The sequence below is a fragment of the Companilactobacillus allii genome (genome assembly GCF_001971585.1).
Taxonomy (GTDB): domain Bacteria; phylum Bacillota; class Bacilli; order Lactobacillales; family Lactobacillaceae; genus Companilactobacillus; species Companilactobacillus allii.
This window is the reverse complement of record NZ_CP019323.1, coordinates 914583-934375: the sequence shown is the minus strand read 5'-3', so window position 1 is coordinate 934375 and position 19793 is coordinate 914583. Positions and strand designations below refer to the sequence as shown.

Here is a 19793-nt window from a genome sequence, read left to right as displayed (position 1 = left end):
GCTATTAACCTCCTTATTCAGTCTTAGTATCTTTTTTGATATTAATTAATGGTAGGATCATTGACACTACTAATACTACTAATAGGATCAAGCCCATTTCATTACTTCCAGCGAATCCACCAGGAGTAACATCCCCAAGAACTCCAGTTACATGCAAGATGATACCGATCAAACCAATGATCGATCCACCAGCAATAAGTCCTGATGAAAGACTGACACCACTTTGTACACGTCTTTCTTTGAGTTCTTTTTCTTTGGTTGAGTTTTCAATCAATAGTTTAACTAAAGCTCCAACTAGAATGATTGATGTTGTTGACATTGGTAGATAAAAGCCAAGAGCAACTGTCATGATCGATAGTCCTAACATCCAACATACCAAAGCCATAACAACACCGACGATAATCATTATCCAAGGCAAGTTCCCTGACATAATTCCTGATGTCAATGTGGCAATCAAGTTGGCTTGAGGCATACCAAATGGTGGATTGGATCCAGTTATTCTCAATTGAGGTTCAAGGATAACGGTTGTACCTACAACTACAATAACACCGATCATTGCAGCAATCATGAAGTACTTCATCATTTCGTTGTTGTTACCACCAATTACATAGTTAACTTTTTGCGTTTGCATGTAAGCCCCACCAACGGAGATTGCGGTAACTATGAAAACACCGAATAACAATAGGATTTCACTGTGCTGCGTATTAGTCCAGCCAAATATTACAAATACTAACGTCATGATAACTAACGAAGCGATTGTCATACCGGAAACTGGTGCATTAGAACAGCCAATCGTACCAGCCAAACGTGCTGAAACGATGACGAATAATAGAGCTAATAATAATGAAAGGATTCCAGCAACAATAGCCATTAAGAAGTTGCCTGAGATGAAGAATCCTACTACAAAAATTGCGATAGTACCAATTAATAATGCCCAAATACCTAATGTGTTCTTTTCGCTATCTTCACTATTTCTAGCGTTAAGCGTTTTCTTAACAGATGTAATAATAACTGGAATGAGCTTGACAGCACCAACAATACCACCACAAAGCATCATACCAGCACCGATATACTTAGAATATGATCCAGCAACTTGATCAACACTCATCTGTGAAACTGATACAGCTGCGTCATTCCATACGTGGGATGAGCTTCCGGCCATTTGTGTGAAATAAGCAATCAAAGGTGTAATGGCAAAGTTTGAAAGAACCGATCCAGCAAACATTACCAAGGCAACCTCTAGTCCAACAACGAATCCAATACCAGCTAGCATTGGGTTAACTTCTGTGGACATCTTCCAACGATAAAATGAACTACCAACATAAGTGATCATGCTGTTTACCCAGCCGAATACTTGTGTTGTGAGTATCGTCAAAATACCACCAATACCAAATCCAATACCCATAAACTTCAATGAGTCACCACCGGCTTCAGACGCTACTAGTGCTTCTGAGATGGCCATGGATTCTGGATAAACCAACTTTCCGTGTTCTTCAACTACTAAGTAATTTTGAACTAATGAAGCTGAACCAATAGCGAACAATACAGCAAGCGCACCAACTGCAATACCAGCAATAAAATTAACTTTACCACCGATAATAATGATAGCTGGTAACACATAAATCATCCCACTGGCGATTGATTCACCACCACTAGACATCCCTTGTAAGAGGTTCTTACCAAGTATTCCCTTCTTTTTAGCAAATACTCCGACCATACCAGAACCAATAATGGATCCCGGAATACCGGCCGCAACAGTAAGACCCGCTTTCATACCAGAGTATGCCGTTGAAGCAGCGAAGATAACTGCCAAAATGGCACCCATGATCATGATGGTTGAACTTCCACCTTTATTATTCTTGTCGGTCACATACGGGACGTATTTGTTACCATCTACACCACCGTAAGCCGATTGAGATAACCGTTTTTTCAAAATAGTTCCCTCCTTCTACTAATATTTTTTTACAGAATCAATCCTCAAACCCTTAATCCCAGTCCTTTCTATTTATCCGTAATCGCAACTTTATGTTAACTTCTTCACATGTATTTAGTCAAGTACTTTTCAGAAATATATCTCAAAATATACCAAATGTGCGTACTTATTTATAAACCAAATACAGTTACAATTGTAGATTCAAAATTGGCTATATTCCTGCTATAATACGGATATACACGTGTTCACATTTAGTAAACAATAATTCTAGCTTAATTTTACATTATAATTTGATGAGAATTATTAAAATAAATATTAATTACCTTTTTCATTGATTTACAAAAAAGAACCTTGTTTTCACAGAGTTCTTAATACTTTTCACTAATTATAAATTTGAATCCATCTTAAAAAATTACAGTTTTCTATTTTTCTTTTGTTTGCTTCGCAAACGCGTTAAAAAGCGCAGCTTCCTGCATATAAGTCAAAAAGTCCTAGCATCCACTTTGTGGACACTAGGACTTTTTGACTTATATGTAAAAGCTAATCGCGCTTTTTAACGCTCTGTTTATTGTGCAAGGTAACGATAAAGAGGATTGCAACCACAAATGTACTGATGGTAGTAAGACTCAATCCAAAATTCACTAGGTCGAATAATCCCAATAATATCAGCAAAGCAATTGCGATATAACTGAACCAAATTCTTTCAAATTTCATTATATATGTCCTCTTTTCTTAATTTAAGCATTAACTGTTCCAGCGTCTTGTTCTGCATGTAATTGTTCAGCTTGTTTTGCAGCAACACGTTCTGAAATCTTCATGAATGGTAGATACAAAACAACACCAATTGCTAGAATTACAACTTGTAGAACTACGGCACGCCAGTCACCGGCTGTTGATAGATATGGTCCGATCAATGGTGGTGTAGTCCATGGTACCAAGACGACTGTCTTAGAAACAATACCTAGTAATGTTGCATAATAACCCATCAAAGCTCCGATAATTGGGAACAATACGAATGGAATCATCATTGGCAAGTTGAAGACGATAGGATAACCGAAGATCATAGGTTCGTTGATATTGAAAATACCAGGAGCTAATGAAAGTTTGGCAACGTCTTTACTTGACTTAACTTTACTAAATAACAAAATAGCGATAATAAGAGAAATTGTTGAACCAGAACCACCAACTAGAACGTAGTTTGAAACGAATGAAGTTGTGATGATGTTAGGAATATGTGCATGGTGAGCATAAGCTAACATGTTTTGGTTCATGTTGATAAGTACAAGTGGATCCATCAAAGAACCTGAAATAACTGTTTGGTGAATACCTAATGTGAATAAGAAGTTGGCTACAAAGTAGATTACACAGAATCCTAAGATACTTGTGTTAAATCCACGAAGTGGTTCTTGTACCCAGTTCTTAATCAAGTTGATCAAATCTGTATTGAAAAATCCTGCTAACAATGCAGCAATCAAAGCAAAGAATGACATTAAGATCAAGGCAGGAAGTAAAACACTAAATGAAGAACTAACTGCAGGTGGAACATTTTCACCTAAGTTGATCTGTAACTTTTTAACTCCAGCTAATTTGATGAACATAGCTGTAGCTACAAGTCCGATAATAATACCACCGAACATACCTTGTGTACCTGTGTTCAAGAAGCTCAAACCACCAGTAACGTTATGTGCTTTTCCGGCAGCATCTGTTAATGAAACAGTACCAGGCATCATAATGAATAGTGAAGCTAGTGACATAGCTGCAGCAGCGATTGGGTTATTAAAGCCTTTATTCTTGGCTAAAGCATATCCAATCATTGGAGCAACCAAGACACTGGCAACGTTCAAAGTACCATTTGAAATGGCGTTACCAAAAACTTGAACCTTTGTTAATGTATCACCTTTAAAGATCCACATGAAAACTGTGTTGTTCAACAATGTACCCAAACCAGCAATAATGAAAACTGGAAGGATAACAGCGAACGCATCACGCAAAGATCTTAGGTAAACCCAGTTACCTACAGTAACAGAAATTTGCGTGAACTTATCCAAAAAACTACTATGTTCTAGTTTTTCGGAAGTTGATTCCTTTGACATATTAACACCCCTCAAAAAATTTTAGTTAAATATCACCTAAATCTGCGCCATTTGTTTCAATGACGTGTTTCAACCACCAATAACTCTTCTTTGGTACACGAGCCATATCTAATAGGTCATGGTTTGTACGATTTACATAGACTGTTCCATAACGTTTGTCCATATTGCCGCTGGAACTAGGTATGTCGATCAATCCCCAACCAAGGTAACCTATCACGTCAACTCCATCTTCAAAAATAGCATCTTCCATAGCTTGGATGTGATCACGATGGTATTTGATACGATAATCATCTTGGATTTCTCCACCATCGAATTTTTCACGAACACCAATACCATTTTCAATTGGGAACATTGGAATGCCGTATTCGTTGTAAACCTTTGTCAAAATATCTCGGAATCCTAATGGATCAATTTGCCAACCAAATTCTGACGTCTCTAGATAAGGATTCTTCTTGATTCCTTCGTCTAAGTAATGATTTGGAATTGTTCCTTCTGGAACTTGTGCGGCACTGATTGTGTCACTTCTATAATAGCTGAATGCAATAAAGTCAGATGTTAACTTAATGAACACATCTTCGTCTTCTGGCTGGAAGTCCATATCAATTCCATGATTCTTAACAAAAGTCATTACTTCGTTTGAATAACGACCGTAAGCGAACACGTCCAATAGATCACGATTCATGAATTCGTTGATTTGGCGTGCATATAAAACATCTTTTGGATCTGATGTCGCTGGATAAACTTCACTATATGCAAGCATCCCACCGATCAAACAATCAGTATTGTCATGGATATAGTTTGCTACTCCAGCATGAGCCAACATTACATGATGGCTGATTTGGTACAATTCATCGTCTGTCTTATCACCTTCCAAGTATCCAGCAATGCGGAATGCTTCGCCCATATGATAAAGATTTTGCTCGTTGAAAGTAATCCAATACTTAACACGATCCCCAAATCTCTTGACCATTTCTGCGCCATATTTAACGAATGCATCCACCACGTGACGTGATAAGAATCCGTTATATTCTTGTGCCAAGTGTAATGGCATATCAAAATGGTACAAACAGATCATAGGTGTGATGTTTCGAGCCAACAGAGCATCGATCAACTTACTATAAAACTCAATGCCCTCTTCATTAAACTCTCCATCACCATCTGGATTAACACGGCTCCAAGAAATTTGGAATCGATAAAAGTTCATCCCTTGTTTTGCCATTAAATCGAAGTCTTCTTCATAACGATGATACTCATCAATAGCATCATGCCAATCTGAAGAATTCTCTGTAGCAGGACGATCATCATAAACTGATTTACCTTTACCACCGATATTCCAGGCACCTTCAGTTTGCATACTGGATGTTGAATTCCCCCATGCAAAATCTTTTGGTAACTGCTTTGTCATACTGCACCGCCTCTTAAAAAATTTGAATCACTAATTTGAATACGCTTTCAGTATACATCAATTATTTTGAATGTAAACATTTATTTTTATAAAAGTATATACATTTAAAACAACTATTGTTTGTGAAACATGATAAGATAGTAGATGTATAATCTAGGAGAAATGTATCATGGCATATAAATATAAAGAAGTCGCAAATAAATTAAGAGATCAAATCAAAGCCGGTAAATATGTTCCCGGTGAATTACTGCCAGATCAAAATAACTTGGCCAAGAGTTTTAATACCACACGAATAACTGTCCATAAGGCAATTCAATTATTAGTCGTTGAAGGGATGGTTTATTCAAAGCGCGGTTCTGGAACATTTGTGAGAAAAGACTATGCTTCTGATGAAGAGAGCACTAATTATGGTTCAGTCTCACCTATTGATAAGCCCCTGGGTGCTACTCACACTAACCAAGGTAAGAAAGTAACTAGTAAGGTATTGGAATTATCCGCTCGTATGCCTTCAGCCAGTGAAGCAAACAAATTAATTATTCAACCTACTGACCCAGTCTATGTAATTCGACGTGTCCGTTATGTTAATAAGGAGATATTTGCATATGAGAACACGATCATGCCCACTAAAATCACAACGATAACCAAAGAAGTACTACATGGCTCGGTCTATGCACATCTACAAGAAGAAGGATTGAATATTGAAGGGTCTCATCGTGTGATCAGTGCTGAAAAAGCCACACAGATTGACCTTGATACTGGTATAGCTAATGAACTTGGTGAACCAATCATGGTGATCAATCAGTTGAGTTATTTGGATGACGGACAACCGTTCGAAATCTCTGAGACACATTTTCCATATGAAAAGAGTCATATAACAGCCGATATAACGCTATAAAAAAAATAGGTAATGGGAAAATTCCCATTACCTATTTTTTGGTCTATTTATGCAAATGTTCTAGATTCAATAGCATATTTATAAGGATCAACTCTTGAATCAGTTAGGGCATCTACTAAGTCACCTTCGTTATAATCGATCAGGTGTTTTGTTTGTAGTGTCAAAGTATTTCTTACTCTATCATGACTCCATTGTCCCATTTCTTCCAATTGTGGATATTTAATAGGATTAAAATTAGTTGGTTCAGAAAAAGTCACCTTAACTTCTAGTGAATCTACATATTTCTTTATACTTCTCATGATTTTGCTGTCTGTCATAAGATCATCTCCCCGGTTAAATTGCTGCAAACGTTTTCATTCTCCACAGACTAGAATAACACTTTGCAGTTCGAGAGAAAACCCCTTGTGACAAAAGTAACAATTTTTCTCAATTTAATTACCTATATTATGGGTATTCTTGCTGAAGCAATCTACTTTATGCTCAAGTTTGTCTCTTACTTCACGAAATACATTCAAAATGTCTACATCACTACCAGAAGCTTTTGCCGGATCATTTAATCCCCAGTGCAAATGTGTGACACCACTAGGTACTCTAGGACATCTGTCGCGTGCATCGCCACAAAGTGTCACTACAAAGTCACATTTATTGAAGTATTCTGGATCTATTAAATCAGATGTATTATGAGAAATATCGATTCCTTTTTCAGCCATAACTTCAACAGCCTTTGGGTTCAATCCGTGGACTTCAACGCCTGCGCTACGGACTTCCCAGTCAGGGAGATATTTCTTGGCGAAACCCTCTGCCATTTGAGAACGACAGGAATTACCGGTACAAATAAAGTATATTTTCTTCATAGTGCAACCTCTTTGTCTTTAAATTAAAAAGATAATACAATAGCCATGAAATTTGTAAAGATTAATTATTACTTTACATTATTAAGTACTTATGATTACAATATATACATTCACAAATACGTGGTCTTTGGAGAATATAATGAAAATTTTTAAGAGAATTGTAATTGTTATTGTAGCATTATTGGCTGTTATTGCCGTAGCACTAGGCATTTATATCTATCAAGGTAAAAAGGCACTGGATTCAGTGGACTCAAACTCTACCAGTGTATCTGACAAAATCAACACTGGAAAGCCCATCTCGATCCTTTTACTAGGCGCTGACACTGGTGCCGATGGTAGAATCGATCGTGGTAATTCTGATACCATGATGATCATAACCCTAAATCCCAAGACGCATAAATCAGTGATGTACTCTATTCCTAGAGATACAATGGCTGAGATTGTCGGAGCTGGTAAGAAACAAAAGAACGTTCAAAAAATAAACGCTGCCTACAATATTGGTAAATCTGATATGGCTAAGAAAACTGTAAGTAAGCTACTTGGTATACCGGTTGACTACAGTGTCGCTATCAATATGGGTGCTTTAGAGAAGGCCGTTAACTTCGTTGGCGGTGTTACCGTTACTACACCTATCAAAGTTAGTTATGACGGTATTACTATACCAAAAGGAACTCATCACTTGAATGGTAAACAAGCACTTAGTTACGTTCGTATGCGTTATCAAGATCCACGTGGAGATTATGGTAGACAAATCAGACAGCAGCAAGTCCTAAAGGCTGTCACAAAGAAACTAGAACAACCCAAGTACTTGGTTAAACTACCTGATTTGATCACCAAGTTAGGCCCAGATGTAGATTCTGATTTGACCGATTCTCAAATGGAGAAATTCCCTATTAAGTATCATAGTGCCGGTAAGAAATTGACTACTAAACAGTTACAAGGTCAATCTGCTTGGATCAATGGTAGCTCATATCAGATACTACCTACCGAGGTCATGCAATCGGCATCTGATAAGTTACGTGCCAATCTAGGATTGAGTAAGAAGACACTGAACAATACAGAAACCAAGTTGAATAAGTTAAATTCAGCTTATTTCAAAGATCCTGACAATACTGACTATGACACTAATGGATTAGATACTACCTATTACACTGATAATACATTTTAGATTTTTAAACTAAAATAAAAGTTGTGACAAACTTCCTTTTCTACTCAAACTTGCAGTGAAAAAGCGTAACTTTCTCCGTTTAATAAAAAAAGGATTATGACATAACTTTTTTCTACTCAAGTTTGCAGTGAAACGCGTGCCAAAACACAATTTTCTCCGTTTAATAAAAAATAAGTAGACGTCCACTTGCGTGGATGTCTACTTATTTTGCATTATACTCGAAAACTGAACGTGTTTTGTCACGCTCTACATATATTGTGCTAATGCTGCACGGAACTTCTCTTCTGGTTGATAACCAACCAAACGTCCGACAACATTACCATCTTTTTTGATAATAAATGTAGGAATTCCTTGAATACCGAAGTTATCAGGGGTCTGTGGATTATGATCAACATTCATTGATGTGAACTTGATCTTATCGCCTAATTCATCCTTTGATGATAACTTTTCAAGAATTGGATTCATCATTTTACATGGTGGACACCAGTCTGCGTTAAAATCAGTAATTACCAATCCTGTATTTGTTTGATCATTATAAGTTGCGTCACTAATTTCTTTGATATTACTCATATGAATTCTCCTTATATATCACTTTTCATTTTCAATTAACAATATACCCCCTAGGGTAATACTAATCAAATATTTTGATTTGGCCAAATATAAGCTATTACAGCATATAATTTGAAGTACACTACCCCACTAGGTATAATTACACTAATAAATAAACTCAGGAGGCACTTATGTCTCAAACTATCGAAGAAGAACAAGCCAGCAAAAAAATAACCAGCCAACTAAAAAGATCCCGCGGTCAATTAGACGGAATCCTAAAAATGATGGAAGATAATAGATCCTGTGACGACGTCTTAGTTCAACTATCAGCTGTAAAATCTGGAGTCGATAAAGCCATGAAACTAGTAATCGCTCAAAATATTCGCAAAAATGTTAATTGTGTCGACGAACAACAGTTAAAAGATTTACAGGGATCATTAGATTTGATGATGAAAACAAAATAGAGCAATAACCAAGAACGGGACATTCGAGCATTACCTAGAATATGTGAGGTGCTACGAAGTAGTGCATTACATATTCGTAGTAAGCGGAGTATGTGTTCTTGGTTATTGCGTTTAGAGCACTTCAAGAACGGGACATTCGAGGTGCTAAGCCTTACCGATTAGAATCTTAGAATCAACTGTGATTTGATCAATTTCTTCCCAATTAACCTTTGTTTTATCAACATTGAACAACAAGGGTGTCATCTGAATGAACGCATCACGCACTTCTTTTGACACATCGTAAGTTTTAGTAGCATTTATCTCATCAACCACATCAAAATGCTCTTCAAAGTATTCGCGTACACGCTGATTTGAATAACTGTCACTTCTGAGAAATTCACTAGCTTGCTTACGTAATTCAATCACATGATTTTCGCCTGGAATGACTTTGATCAAATACCCTTTATCCTTTAAGATACGATGAAATTCACTGTAATTCGCTGGAGAGAATATATCCAAGATACAGTCAACACTGCTATCTTGAATGGGTAATTGTGCTAAATCACCAACAAACCATTTAACAGAGTTTCCTTGATCATTTTTAGCAGCTTGTTGAATTGAGTCCTTTGATATATCAAACGCCAGCATTTGTTTATCAAGTGATTTATGAATTTCACGAGAATAATATCCTTCTCCACATCCCGTATCCAGAATTGTTTCAATGGGAAGATTTGAAATAATATTGGTCAGATTATTTAATATATGATCATACAATCCATCTTTCAAAATGAGGCCACGGTTTTCGAAGTTATCTTTGTCATAGTTCTTTTGTTGCTTCATATTTAACAAGAAATTCACATAGCCATATTTAGAAATGTCGAAGTTATGATTGTTGGCACAAACTAAGCTAGTATTATTTAATGATAGTTTCTCGCCACAATTGGGGCACTTGAAAAATCCCTGGCTGTTTAGGAATCTTTTTAATTTATCTTTGTTCATTTTTTATTACCAATTTTTCTATAGTCTACTATTATAGGATAGCATGCAATTGGGATTGCTACATGATTTCTTGATTTTTATTGGTTGCTGAAACGCGATTCAAAACATGGTTTCTTCTCTTCTTCCTTTTTCCAGGAAATGAATTCATACCTTGCCTCTCTCTTATCCTCAAACTTGCTGAAACGCGATACAATTCACAATTTCTTCTCTTCTTGATTTTTTCAGGTAAAAAAATTTGTTCTTTTCTTTTTTATCCTCAAACTTGCTGAAACGCGATACAATTCACAATTTCTTCCGCTTAACGCTAAAAATGGCGGTCAACACTTTCGTGTTGATCGTCATTTTTTGTGTTAATGCTCGGAAATTCCCGTGAATTGTATCGCTCTGATTTTATAACATCAATCCAACGGAATAATGGATAATCATAGTAATAATACCAACAATAACATTCCTAATAATAGCTGTTTTAACTAACCCGTCGCCTAATTTGGCACTCAAGAATCCTGTCAATGCTACTGACAAGGTTACGGCTAGTATTGTTCCTGGCCATTGTAGTGAAACTGGTAGAAGAGTCATTGCTACTAATGGGAATATACCACCTGAAGATGCTGCCACTAGTGATGAAAATGCTGCATCCCATGGGCTCATATAGTGTCCTAAGTCTAGGTCATATTTAACTTTGACTACGGTAGCTAGGGCATTTTTTTTCATCAATTCTTCTGCAATTTCTTTTGATGTATTCTCGGTAACACCACGTTTTACGTAGAAGTCTGCCACTGCTTGAACTTCGCCTGCAAAGTCTGTCTTGATTAGTTCACGTTCTTTTTCAATAGCTGCTTTTTCTGTATCCTTTTGGGAGCTAACTGAAGCGTATTCGCCAGAAGCCATTGAAAAAGCACATGCTAGAAGATCGGACAAGCCGGCAATAAAAATTGTGAACTGATTCGTTGTTGCGACGGCTACTGAAAATAACACACCAACAACTGTTAAGATTCCATCATTTGATCCTAAAACTCCGGCACGTAGTGTGTTGGAACGTTCTGCCATTGTTTTCTTTTGCTTTTTTGATTTTGCAACATTTACTGCTTTCATCAATCTTGTCACATCCTTAGTGTGCGAATAGCGATCCTATTAAATAAGTTACAAGCATTGTTAATAATCCTGATAGAACATTTCTGAATACGGCCTTTAGTCTATTAGCGTTGCCTAAAGCTGCGGCTGTATAGCCTGTCACTGTCAAAGCAATGATCACTGCAACTACGGTTGCGACAATCTTAATATTACTTGGAAACAGGGTTATTGATAATAATGGCAGAATCGAGCCAGTTGGAAATGAAATCATTGATGCCAACGCTGCGGCAATGGCACTGGTGTGTTCTTTGGGATTGAATCCATATCTTTCACGGACTGCAACATCAAGTGAATCATCACTCATCATTTCTTTGGTGGCCTTTAATGCCAAATCAGAAGAAATCCCGGTCGATTGATACTTGTTCTTGATGAATTCAAATTCTCTATCGTAATTGCCATCAAGTGCTGCTGACTCCTTCTCAATTGCACGACGTTCACTGTCACGTTGGGTACTAACAGAGACCCACTCACCCATTGCCATCGAGATGGTCCCAGCAAGCATACCAGCAATACCGGCTAGGAAAATCGCATAATTACTACTTCTGGCACCAGCTACACCAATAACGATACCGGCAACTGAAACAATGCCATCATTAGCACCCATAACACTAGCACGCATGACATTTATCTTTTCAGCAAGGCTTCTGTTCTTCTTTTTCTTTTGCATCTTCCTCACTCCTTAATCTGTAATCGTTTCTATCTTGGAATGGTTCTTACTTACTAACGAATACATATTAAACCTTTTTCAGAAAAAAGTAAACTTACAAGTTGCCAATAGCGTTGGCTACATAAGTAAACATTAATTGATATTCTCAATACAAAAGTACTATACTTACATTGTAATGATTCTAATTTAATGATAAATAGTAGAAAGGAAGATTGCTTATGGCTAATAGTTCTGTCATGGAGGATACTCTGAAGGTTTTAAAAGAGCACAAATTACGAGTTACACCACAGCGTCATATCATCTTGGCCTATTTGGCCAGTCATCATAATCACCCTACTGTTGAAACCATCAGATCTGGCCTGAGCAAAGATCTTCCGAATATGGGTTCATCAACGATTTATAACACTTTAAATACATTTGTTGAGCATCATCTAGTCGTGGAATTACAAAATGGCGATGGCAGTACCCACTATGATTACTTCGGTACCCCACATTATCATGCAATATGTACCAATTGTGGTAAAATTGTGGATGTATCATATCCCGGATTCAGTAAAGATGAGAAGGCCTTGGAAGAAAAGACCGCCGACATTTCTGGATATATGATTTCTGGCAACCATATGGAAGTTTATGGGTTGTGCCCTGAATGTCAGGTTAAATTGGGAATTAAAAAGTAAAACGAGATTAGGCAGTATCCAATTTGGGTACTGCCTTTTTTAGTAATATATTTCAATAAAAAATATCTAAACAAAACGATTATCACTTATAATAAATACATCGAATACCTTTTTGGAGGTTCAAATGAAAAATACTATTTTAATCGTTGAAGATGAATTAAGTCTTTCAAGTTATCTAACAAAAGAACTACAATTTGAGGACTTCAATGTCGTGGTAGCTAATGACGGCCTAGAAGCTATGGAGAAATATGAGGAACACCAAAACGAGTTATTACTTATCTTACTTGATTGGATGTTACCAAAACTAGACGGCATGGAAGTATTACGTCGTATTAGAAAGCATGACCAAGTACCGGTTATCATCATGACGGCTCGTGATTATGTCGGTGATAAAGTTGCCGGTCTTGATAATGGAGCCGATGACTATATTACCAAACCCTTTGAAATAGAAGAGTTACTTGCTAGAGTACGTGTGATCCAAAGACGTGCTGAACAATTATCAGAGCCAGATCAAACTTACCAAATCGCTGATTTAACGCTCAATACTAAGTCTCATCAAGTGGTTAGAAATAACGTCAATATTCAATTGACCAGACGTGAATATGACTTGTTGTTATTCTTCCTACAGCACGTCAATCAGGTCTTCACTCGTGATGAATTACTGGATAACGTCTGGGGTGAAGATTTCTTGGGACAACAAAATGTCGTCGACGTCTATGTTGGCTACCTACGCAGCAAGATAGATGGCAAAAATGATCGACCTCTTATCCAGACAATTCGTGGTGTTGGCTATTCGATTGAGGATACAGCCAATGAAGACTAAAAATGTCACTACTTATGAGAAGCTGATCAATCAAGGAATCAATCGCTTAGTCGTCATTATTACCCTTTCGATAAGCCTGTTGATTCTAGCATTTGTCGGCGTTCAACAAACTATGATGACGACTCGGGATGCGCAAGGTTTGATGATGAGCTTGAATCGCTCCAATATTGAGAGTATTCCTAACTTCATTGAATGGAATAACGCCAATGAGCGACACACCAAGCAAAATTCTTTCATCCGGGTCAAGACCCAAGACAAGTCAGTCACTGCCGCTTCATTAAAACGTCAAAGTGTTATTATGACTTCCCCATCATCCAAGCGATTCCTAGCTAGGAAAAAGCTACATATTTTCTTTAACAAAAATATGGTCTACATTCCAGGCTATGGTCTATTTCTCTATTACACACAAAAAAACAACAATACTACCTATCAACTCTGGGTCAGTTTGAACAATCTATTAAGGAGCTTACTGTTATTGTTGATAGTCATAGCCTTTGTTGTCTTCGTAACTTTGGGATTCGGTACTTGGTGGGCTAGAAGATTAGCCAAGAGTCTCAGTGCACCAACATTGGAACTAGTTAATGAGACTAAGAAAACAACTCAAGATCTAGAGACCAATCAGCCTTCCTTGACAGTTCCTGACAGTCCACTTGAAATAAATGAACTGGGTAATTCATTCAATGATCTCTTGAACGTTCAAAATCAGCGTTTGGAACGTGAAAAGCAATTTGTTTCCGATTCATCTCATGAATTACGTACACCAATCGCCGCCATTCGCGGGAACATCAGCCTAATTAAGCGACGCGGTGACAAACATCCCGAGGTCATCCCTGAATCTCTGGATTTCATTGACGAAGAATCTTTGAGGATGCAAAAGCTGATTGAGAACCTGTTGCATCTTTCCAGAGCTGACAAAGCTGACGTTGAATTATCTGAAGTTAACTTATCCGAAACAATCAAACAACTTAGTGACCATTATCAAGCCTCTATACCACAAAATATCAACGTATCTATTGAACCAGATCTAGTGATCAATGGTAATTTGGACTTGATTCAACAGATTACCATTGCACTTTTGGACAATGCTAGTAAATATTCTCCTAAAAATGGGCATATTGATGTGAACGTTTCAAAAGATAATGACAATATCAACTTGAGTATTGCTGATAACGGGATGGGTATTCCTGATGATAAAAAGGACAAAATTTTTCAGCGATTCTATCGTGTGGACGAATCCCACTCCACCCAGATCAAAGGTAGTGGTTTAGGCTTAGCAATTGTGGCTAAACTGGTTATCTTAAATAATGCTCAGATTATCGTTTCTGATAATAAACCCAACGGAAGTATTTTTACCGTTACATTCAAAAAAGCTTAACAGAACATAAAAGATGGCGTCACTCACTTTCGTGAATGGCACCATCTTTTTATGTTAATGCTCAGAAATTCCGCACTTTAGTGTGCTCTTTATTCATAAGAAATATTAACTTTTTTACCAACAGCATATCCTATTTCAAAAATAGTCTTCATTGTAGGATTCCCCTCACCACTTTCGATACGAGCGATAGTTGATTGTGGTTTATTGACTTTTTTGGCGAATTCTTCTTGCGAATATCCCAGAGAACGACGTAACTTTGAAATATTAATAGCTAATTCCATTTTATTTTCTTCTATATCCATCATCCTTGATAATTCAGGATTCTTCCTTTTTTCATTTTCAATATATTCTGCTGCATTAATAAGTTCAACTTTTGTCATCTTGTGATTTGCTCCTATTCATCAATAATCTAGCACGTCTTATTTCCCTTTGTGGGGTTCTATCTGTCTTTTTAGTAAATCCATTAGTTATTACATATATGTTTTTATACTTATGAAAATACAAACATCGTTGAATATTCGTCCCAACCTTAGATCGAATCTCATATATATCAGAATCAAGTTTTTTCACCCACTCTTGACGTGCAGCAATTGGGATTCCAAACTCCGATATGATATTAATTGTATCGTACAGCTTACTCCTATCTTTAACCGGGAGACCATTAATAAATTCCATTATTTCACTTTTTCCATCTAACACTAGAAATACAAATTCAACTTTCTTCATCACGTATTATATCATATATGATATAATTTCCACTCCTTTTCGACCTACCTCAAGTTCTGTCTATGGGTAAATTACGTAATGAATTTTATATAAGTATCTTAATAAGAAAATCTTATTTAACACTTAGCGAAAACCAGTAGTTAGAATGCCGACATATTTGTAAACTAGGTTTATTCAATTAAAGAAAAATAAATCTATTAAAAACACCTACGTACTTGAAAGGACTCGGTGATATATATGTCTAAACTAACTAACCAACTAAAACAACAATTAACTAATAATCCTAATCGTCCCATTATGCAAGATGCACAAAAGAACTGGTATACAGGATCAGTCTTAAATAAGGAACGTGAAACATGGTTGAACTACTGGTCAACTCAAGGTATCGGTTATAACGATATCGTCTTAGTCGCATTAACTAACTCAGTAACTTACTCCTTAGTAGTACAAAGCTTATGGGAAATAGGTGCAATCGTTCACCCAATCAACCCTGCTGTGACAGAAATCCAAATCAATGAACTTGAGGAACAATATAACTATTCCGCAATGATCATGAATTCTGATATGGATGAGCCTGATACTCTCAACGATACTTTTGAAAAACGCCCTAAATTGACAACTCTACATGAACCAGAAGTGGAACTATATATTCGCAAAACTCACGAATCACATTTGGCAAAAGAGCCATTTGATAACCAATTTGCCATTATCATGCACACCTCTGGCACAACTGGTAAACCTAAACGCGTTGGACTTACTCACAATCAATTATTGGCTAATGCCGACAATATTATCGTAAGTGAAGAACTGACTGACTATGACCGCACAATGATCGTTATGCCACTATTCCACGTTAATGCAATGGTCATTTCAAACCTCGCCACTCGTCTATCAGATGGACAATTACTTTTCAGACCAAAATTCAGTGCTCACTTATTCTGGAAGGAAGTCTTCGATGAACAATTAACTTGGGTATCTTTGACACCTGCTATCATTGAGATTCTCTTACAACGTGATGAACAACCCAAACCAAATAAGTTAAGATTCTTGAGAACTGCCTCTGCACCACTACTTCCCAGTACTCATGAGGAATTCAAGATCAGATTCGATATTCCATTGATTGAAAGTTACGGTATGACCGAAGCCGCCAGTCAAATCACTCAGAATCCATTGAACGCCACTAAACAAAACAGTGTTGGAATCCCTTATGGCACCGATGTATTGATAGTTGATTCAGACTACAAAGAATTGAAGACAAACGCAATCGGTGAGATTGCTCTCAAGGGTGATTCAGTGATCGACCACTATCTCGATGCACAACCCGAAACCTTCAGCAATGGATACTTGCTCACAGGAGATCTTGGAAAAATCGATGATGATGGTTACTTATACATTGTCGGTCGTCGCAAAGAAATGATCATTCGCGGTGGTGAAAACGTTAATCCACTAGCAGTTGAAGACTGTTTAACAGTCCTACCATTCATCAAAGAAATGGCAGTAGTCGGTACATCTGACAAAATCTATGGAGAAGCCGTTACAGCGGTAATCATTACAAATGAAGAACAGACAGACCATAGATATCAATTGGCATTGCTCAAAAATCTCGCGAATAATCAATTGATGCCAGCAGAACGTCCTACTCAATATATCTTCGGGCAAGAATTACCCAAGAACGCTACGGGTAAAATTCAACGTACTTTACTTGCCAAAGAAATTGAAGAAAAGCAATATGTCAAGGAGGCGTAATTAATGCAAAAATCTATCGACCTTAATACGTCTAATTCAAATCCAGCAAGGCATTTCAGCTTCCCAACTCAAAAATTACTACCATTTATAATCCCAGTTACATTAGTCGTCGTCTGGCAGTTGGCTAGTTCAGTTGGCTGGTTATCGACTTCTGTTCTACCCTCACCCATAGCGGTGTTACAAGATGGCATAACGCTGACGGCTAGTGGAGAACTACCAAAGAACCTCAGCATCAGTCTTTATCGTGCCACATTAGGATTATTGATCGGTGGAGGTATCGGATTCATCTTGGGATTCGTCAATGGTATGTCCAAGACATTCAGTTTACTATTCGATTCTTCGATCCAAATGTTTAGAAATATTCCCCATTTAGCACTAATTCCACTGATTATTATCTGGTTAGGAATCAATGAATCAGCCAAGATATCACTAGTCGCAATTGGAACAATGTTCCCAGTTTATATCAATACTTATTCTGGAATTCGTTCAGTTGATAATGACTTGATTGAAATGGGCAAATCATACGAACTATCACGATTTGATATGTTCAAGAAAATCATTTTCCCAGCCGCACTACCGCAAATATTAGTCGGCGTTCGATATGCACTTGGTGTTATGTGGACAACTTTGATTGTTGCCGAAACAATATCAGCCAGTTCAGGTATTGGATATATGGCAAACAACGCCGAAGATTTCGTCGACATGGAGACTGTCGTCTTATGTATCGTAGTCTATGCGATATTAGGTAAAATATCCGATCTCGTCGCAAAGAGTTTTGAAAGTCTATTGCTAGAATGGCAAACAACTGGAAGGAATAACATTTAAATGAAAACAAATACAATGATAAAAGTTAATAATATTGGTAAAACTTATAACAATCAAATCGCACTTCAAAGTGTAAATCTAGATATTCATAACGGTGAATTTGTTGCACTCGTTGGTATGAGTGGTGGTGGTAAGAGTACTCTACTACGACTTATAGCGGGTCTAGAAAAACCCACTAGTGGTTCAATTGATATTGATAAAACCAAATCTAAGTCACTTGTTAGAATGATGTTCCAAGAAGACCGCTTGCTTCCTTGGATGACTGTCATTGAGAACCTCTCATTCAAATCTAAAAAGCCAGAAGACATTAAACATGCCAAAGAATTATTGGACTTGGTTGAGTTGAATGATTATGCAGACCATTATCCAAATCAACTGTCTGGTGGTCAAAAGCAAAGGGTCGCTCTAGCTCGTGCTCTAATGACTGATCCAGAAATATTACTTCTTGATGAACCACTCGGTGCATTGGATGCTTTGACTAGAAGAAAGATGCAAGATTTAATTCTTGATATCTGTAAGAAGCAAAATCTTACTACAGTACTTGTCACTCATGACGTTGATGAAGCTGCTCGTATGGCCGACCATATCGTCGTTATGAAAGATTCAACTAATTACTTTGAGACTGACGGTCCCAAAGATATCCGTAACCCAGGACAAGTTGGCTTAGTAGCTGAAAAGGTTCTTGATGCAATACTTGAAGAGAAACCTCACGTTATGAAGACAGCTTAAAGTTATTATACATAAGCAATCGACAAATCATTTGTATTCTATCAATGATTTTGGCGATTGCTTTTAATATTTACTACAAAAATATGTTAATATTGCCCTTGAAGTATTTAGATTGGGAGATGGACGTTATGGCATATGAACAAAAATTTATGGAACTAGCAGAAAAAGAGGCTCAATCTAACGTAGGTACACAGATTGGCGGACCTTTTGGTACTGTCATTGTTAAGGATGGCAAAGTAGTTGCCAGTGGACATAATCGTGTGTTAGAAAATCATGATCCATCTGCACATGGCGAGATCACGACTATTAGAGAGGCTTATCAAAAATTGGGAACTCACGACTTAACTGGATGTGTTCTGTATACCAATGCATATCCTTGCCCAATGTGTCTTGGTGCAATTATTTGGTCGAACATTTCGACTTGTTACTACGGAAATAGTGCTAAGGATGCCGCAGATATCGGCTTCCGTGACGACTTTATTTATGATTTTATTAGCGGTGGTTTGGCTGATAAGAGCGTTTTGAATCTTGAACAGCATGATAGAGATTTGACTATTAAGTCTTTTGATAATTTTAAACGGGATTCTGGTCGTACTTTGTATTAAAACACATGAAATTTCTTATTACTTTGGGATTCAAATTCAATTAATATCTAATTTCTTGTTTGCTTCGCAAACGCGTAACAACACGCGGTTTCTTCTGCTTAACATTAAAATGAGGTGTCATTCACGTTGTGAATGGCGCCTCATTTTAGT

At 37.1% G+C, this 19793-nt stretch carries 21 protein-coding genes and 1 pseudogene; 10 read left to right on the top strand and 12 right to left on the bottom strand.

From position 1 onward, the window contains the following. Positions 1-13: 13 nt before the first annotated feature. The 4 genes from BTM29_RS04460 to BTM29_RS04450 form a co-directional block, all read right to left on the bottom strand. Positions 14-1933 carry an OPT/YSL family transporter gene (locus BTM29_RS04460; protein WP_076614358.1) on the bottom strand — a complete coding sequence of 640 codons (1920 nt, stop codon included), beginning with the start codon at positions 1931-1933 and terminating at the stop codon, positions 14-16. A gap of 540 nt (positions 1934-2473) precedes the next feature. Then, positions 2474-2647 (bottom strand): hypothetical protein, encoded by a 174-nt coding sequence (locus BTM29_RS12780; protein WP_157886437.1) that lies wholly within the window; start codon positions 2645-2647, stop codon positions 2474-2476. Between the two features lie 23 nt (positions 2648-2670). After that, positions 2671-4026 (bottom strand): PTS sugar transporter subunit IIC, encoded by a 1356-nt coding sequence (locus BTM29_RS04455; RefSeq protein ID WP_076614357.1) that lies wholly within the window; start codon positions 4024-4026, stop codon positions 2671-2673. Positions 4027-4051: 25 nt separating this feature from the next. Then, the gene (locus BTM29_RS04450; protein ID WP_076614356.1) at positions 4052-5431 is read right to left on the bottom strand and encodes a glycoside hydrolase family 1 protein; all 1380 of its coding nucleotides are present in this window, start codon (positions 5429-5431) and stop codon (positions 4052-4054) included. A gap of 169 nt (positions 5432-5600) precedes the next feature. Here BTM29_RS04450 and BTM29_RS04445 point away from each other — a divergent pair, with 169 nt between their 5' ends. Then, entirely contained in the window at positions 5601-6326 is a 726-nt protein-coding gene (locus BTM29_RS04445) for a GntR family transcriptional regulator (protein WP_076614355.1), read from the top strand. Between the two features lie 47 nt (positions 6327-6373). On the opposite strand, the gene BTM29_RS04440 is transcribed toward BTM29_RS04445, so the two are convergent. Together BTM29_RS04440 and arsC are read right to left on the bottom strand one after the other, a co-directional pair. Continuing rightward, on the bottom strand, positions 6374-6643 hold the full coding sequence (locus tag BTM29_RS04440; RefSeq protein WP_076614354.1) for a hypothetical protein: 270 nt from the start codon (positions 6641-6643) through the stop codon (positions 6374-6376). A 114-nt stretch (positions 6644-6757) separates the two neighbouring features. Next, positions 6758-7180: an arsenate reductase (thioredoxin) gene (arsC, locus tag BTM29_RS04435; RefSeq protein WP_076614353.1), complete on the bottom strand. Its 423-nt coding sequence runs from the start codon at positions 7178-7180 to the stop codon at positions 6758-6760. Between the two features lie 139 nt (positions 7181-7319). On the opposite strand from arsC, the gene BTM29_RS04430 reads away from it, so the two are divergent. After that, a complete protein-coding gene (locus BTM29_RS04430) occupies positions 7320-8348 on the top strand; it encodes an LCP family protein (protein WP_076614352.1) in 1029 nt (342 codons plus the stop codon). A gap of 246 nt (positions 8349-8594) precedes the next feature. On the opposite strand, the gene BTM29_RS04425 is transcribed toward BTM29_RS04430, so the two are convergent. After that, positions 8595-8918, bottom strand: coding sequence for a thioredoxin family protein (locus BTM29_RS04425; protein WP_076614351.1), 324 nt, complete (start codon positions 8916-8918; stop codon positions 8595-8597). A 170-nt stretch (positions 8919-9088) separates the two neighbouring features. Between BTM29_RS04425 and BTM29_RS04420 the strand changes: the two genes are divergently transcribed. After that, entirely contained in the window at positions 9089-9361 is a 273-nt protein-coding gene (locus BTM29_RS04420; protein ID WP_076614350.1) for a metal-sensing transcriptional repressor, read from the top strand. A 144-nt stretch (positions 9362-9505) separates the two neighbouring features. Here the strand turns inward: BTM29_RS04420 and BTM29_RS04415 are convergent, their stop codons facing one another. From BTM29_RS04415 to BTM29_RS04405, 3 genes are all read right to left on the bottom strand, one after another. Then, positions 9506-10339 carry a methyltransferase domain-containing protein gene (locus BTM29_RS04415; protein ID WP_076614349.1) on the bottom strand — a complete coding sequence of 278 codons (834 nt, stop codon included), beginning with the start codon at positions 10337-10339 and terminating at the stop codon, positions 9506-9508. A gap of 390 nt (positions 10340-10729) precedes the next feature. Beyond that, on the bottom strand, positions 10730-11431 hold the full coding sequence (locus BTM29_RS04410) for a VIT1/CCC1 transporter family protein (protein WP_076614348.1): 702 nt from the start codon (positions 11429-11431) through the stop codon (positions 10730-10732). Between the two features lie 16 nt (positions 11432-11447). After that, positions 11448-12137 (bottom strand): VIT1/CCC1 transporter family protein, encoded by a 690-nt coding sequence (locus BTM29_RS04405; RefSeq protein WP_076614347.1) that lies wholly within the window; start codon positions 12135-12137, stop codon positions 11448-11450. 218 nt (positions 12138-12355) lie between these two features. Here BTM29_RS04405 and BTM29_RS04400 point away from each other — a divergent pair, with 218 nt between their 5' ends. The 3 genes from BTM29_RS04400 (at position 12356) to BTM29_RS04390 (ending at position 15012) form a co-directional block, all read left to right on the top strand. Further along, positions 12356-12814: a Fur family transcriptional regulator gene (locus BTM29_RS04400; RefSeq protein ID WP_076614346.1), complete on the top strand. Its 459-nt coding sequence runs from the start codon at positions 12356-12358 to the stop codon at positions 12812-12814. A 124-nt stretch (positions 12815-12938) separates the two neighbouring features. Continuing rightward, complete coding sequence (locus BTM29_RS04395; RefSeq protein WP_076614345.1) at positions 12939-13637, top strand: response regulator transcription factor; 699 nt, start codon at positions 12939-12941, stop codon at positions 13635-13637. Beyond that, entirely contained in the window at positions 13627-15012 is a 1386-nt protein-coding gene (locus BTM29_RS04390; protein ID WP_076614344.1) for a HAMP domain-containing sensor histidine kinase, read from the top strand. Before BTM29_RS04395 ends, BTM29_RS04390 begins: the two co-directional genes overlap by 11 nt. An 89-nt stretch (positions 15013-15101) precedes the next feature. On the opposite strand, the gene BTM29_RS04385 is transcribed toward BTM29_RS04390, so the two are convergent. Beyond that, complete coding sequence (locus BTM29_RS04385) at positions 15102-15392, bottom strand: helix-turn-helix transcriptional regulator (RefSeq protein WP_083685916.1); 291 nt, start codon at positions 15390-15392, stop codon at positions 15102-15104. After that, entirely contained in the window at positions 15379-15738 is a 360-nt protein-coding gene (locus BTM29_RS04380; RefSeq protein ID WP_076614343.1) for a type II toxin-antitoxin system RelE/ParE family toxin, read from the bottom strand. Before BTM29_RS04380 ends, BTM29_RS04385 begins: the two co-directional genes overlap by 14 nt. 237 nt (positions 15739-15975) lie before the next feature. On the opposite strand from BTM29_RS04380, the gene BTM29_RS04375 reads away from it, so the two are divergent. From BTM29_RS04375 to BTM29_RS04360, 4 genes and pseudogenes are all read left to right on the top strand, one after another. Next, positions 15976-17484: an AMP-binding protein gene (locus BTM29_RS04375; protein WP_076614342.1), complete on the top strand. Its 1509-nt coding sequence runs from the start codon at positions 15976-15978 to the stop codon at positions 17482-17484. A 3-nt stretch (positions 17485-17487) separates the two neighbouring features. After that, on the top strand, positions 17488-18309 hold the full coding sequence (locus BTM29_RS04370; protein ID WP_076614341.1) for an ABC transporter permease subunit: 822 nt from the start codon (positions 17488-17490) through the stop codon (positions 18307-18309). A gap of 93 nt (positions 18310-18402) precedes the next feature. Beyond that, a pseudogene (locus tag BTM29_RS04365) lies at positions 18403-19038 on the top strand (ABC transporter ATP-binding protein); the annotation flags it as partial. A gap of 128 nt (positions 19039-19166) precedes the next feature. Further along, on the top strand, positions 19167-19643 hold the full coding sequence (locus BTM29_RS04360) for a nucleoside deaminase (RefSeq protein ID WP_076614339.1): 477 nt from the start codon (positions 19167-19169) through the stop codon (positions 19641-19643). The last annotated feature ends 150 nt before the right edge of the window (positions 19644-19793 follow it).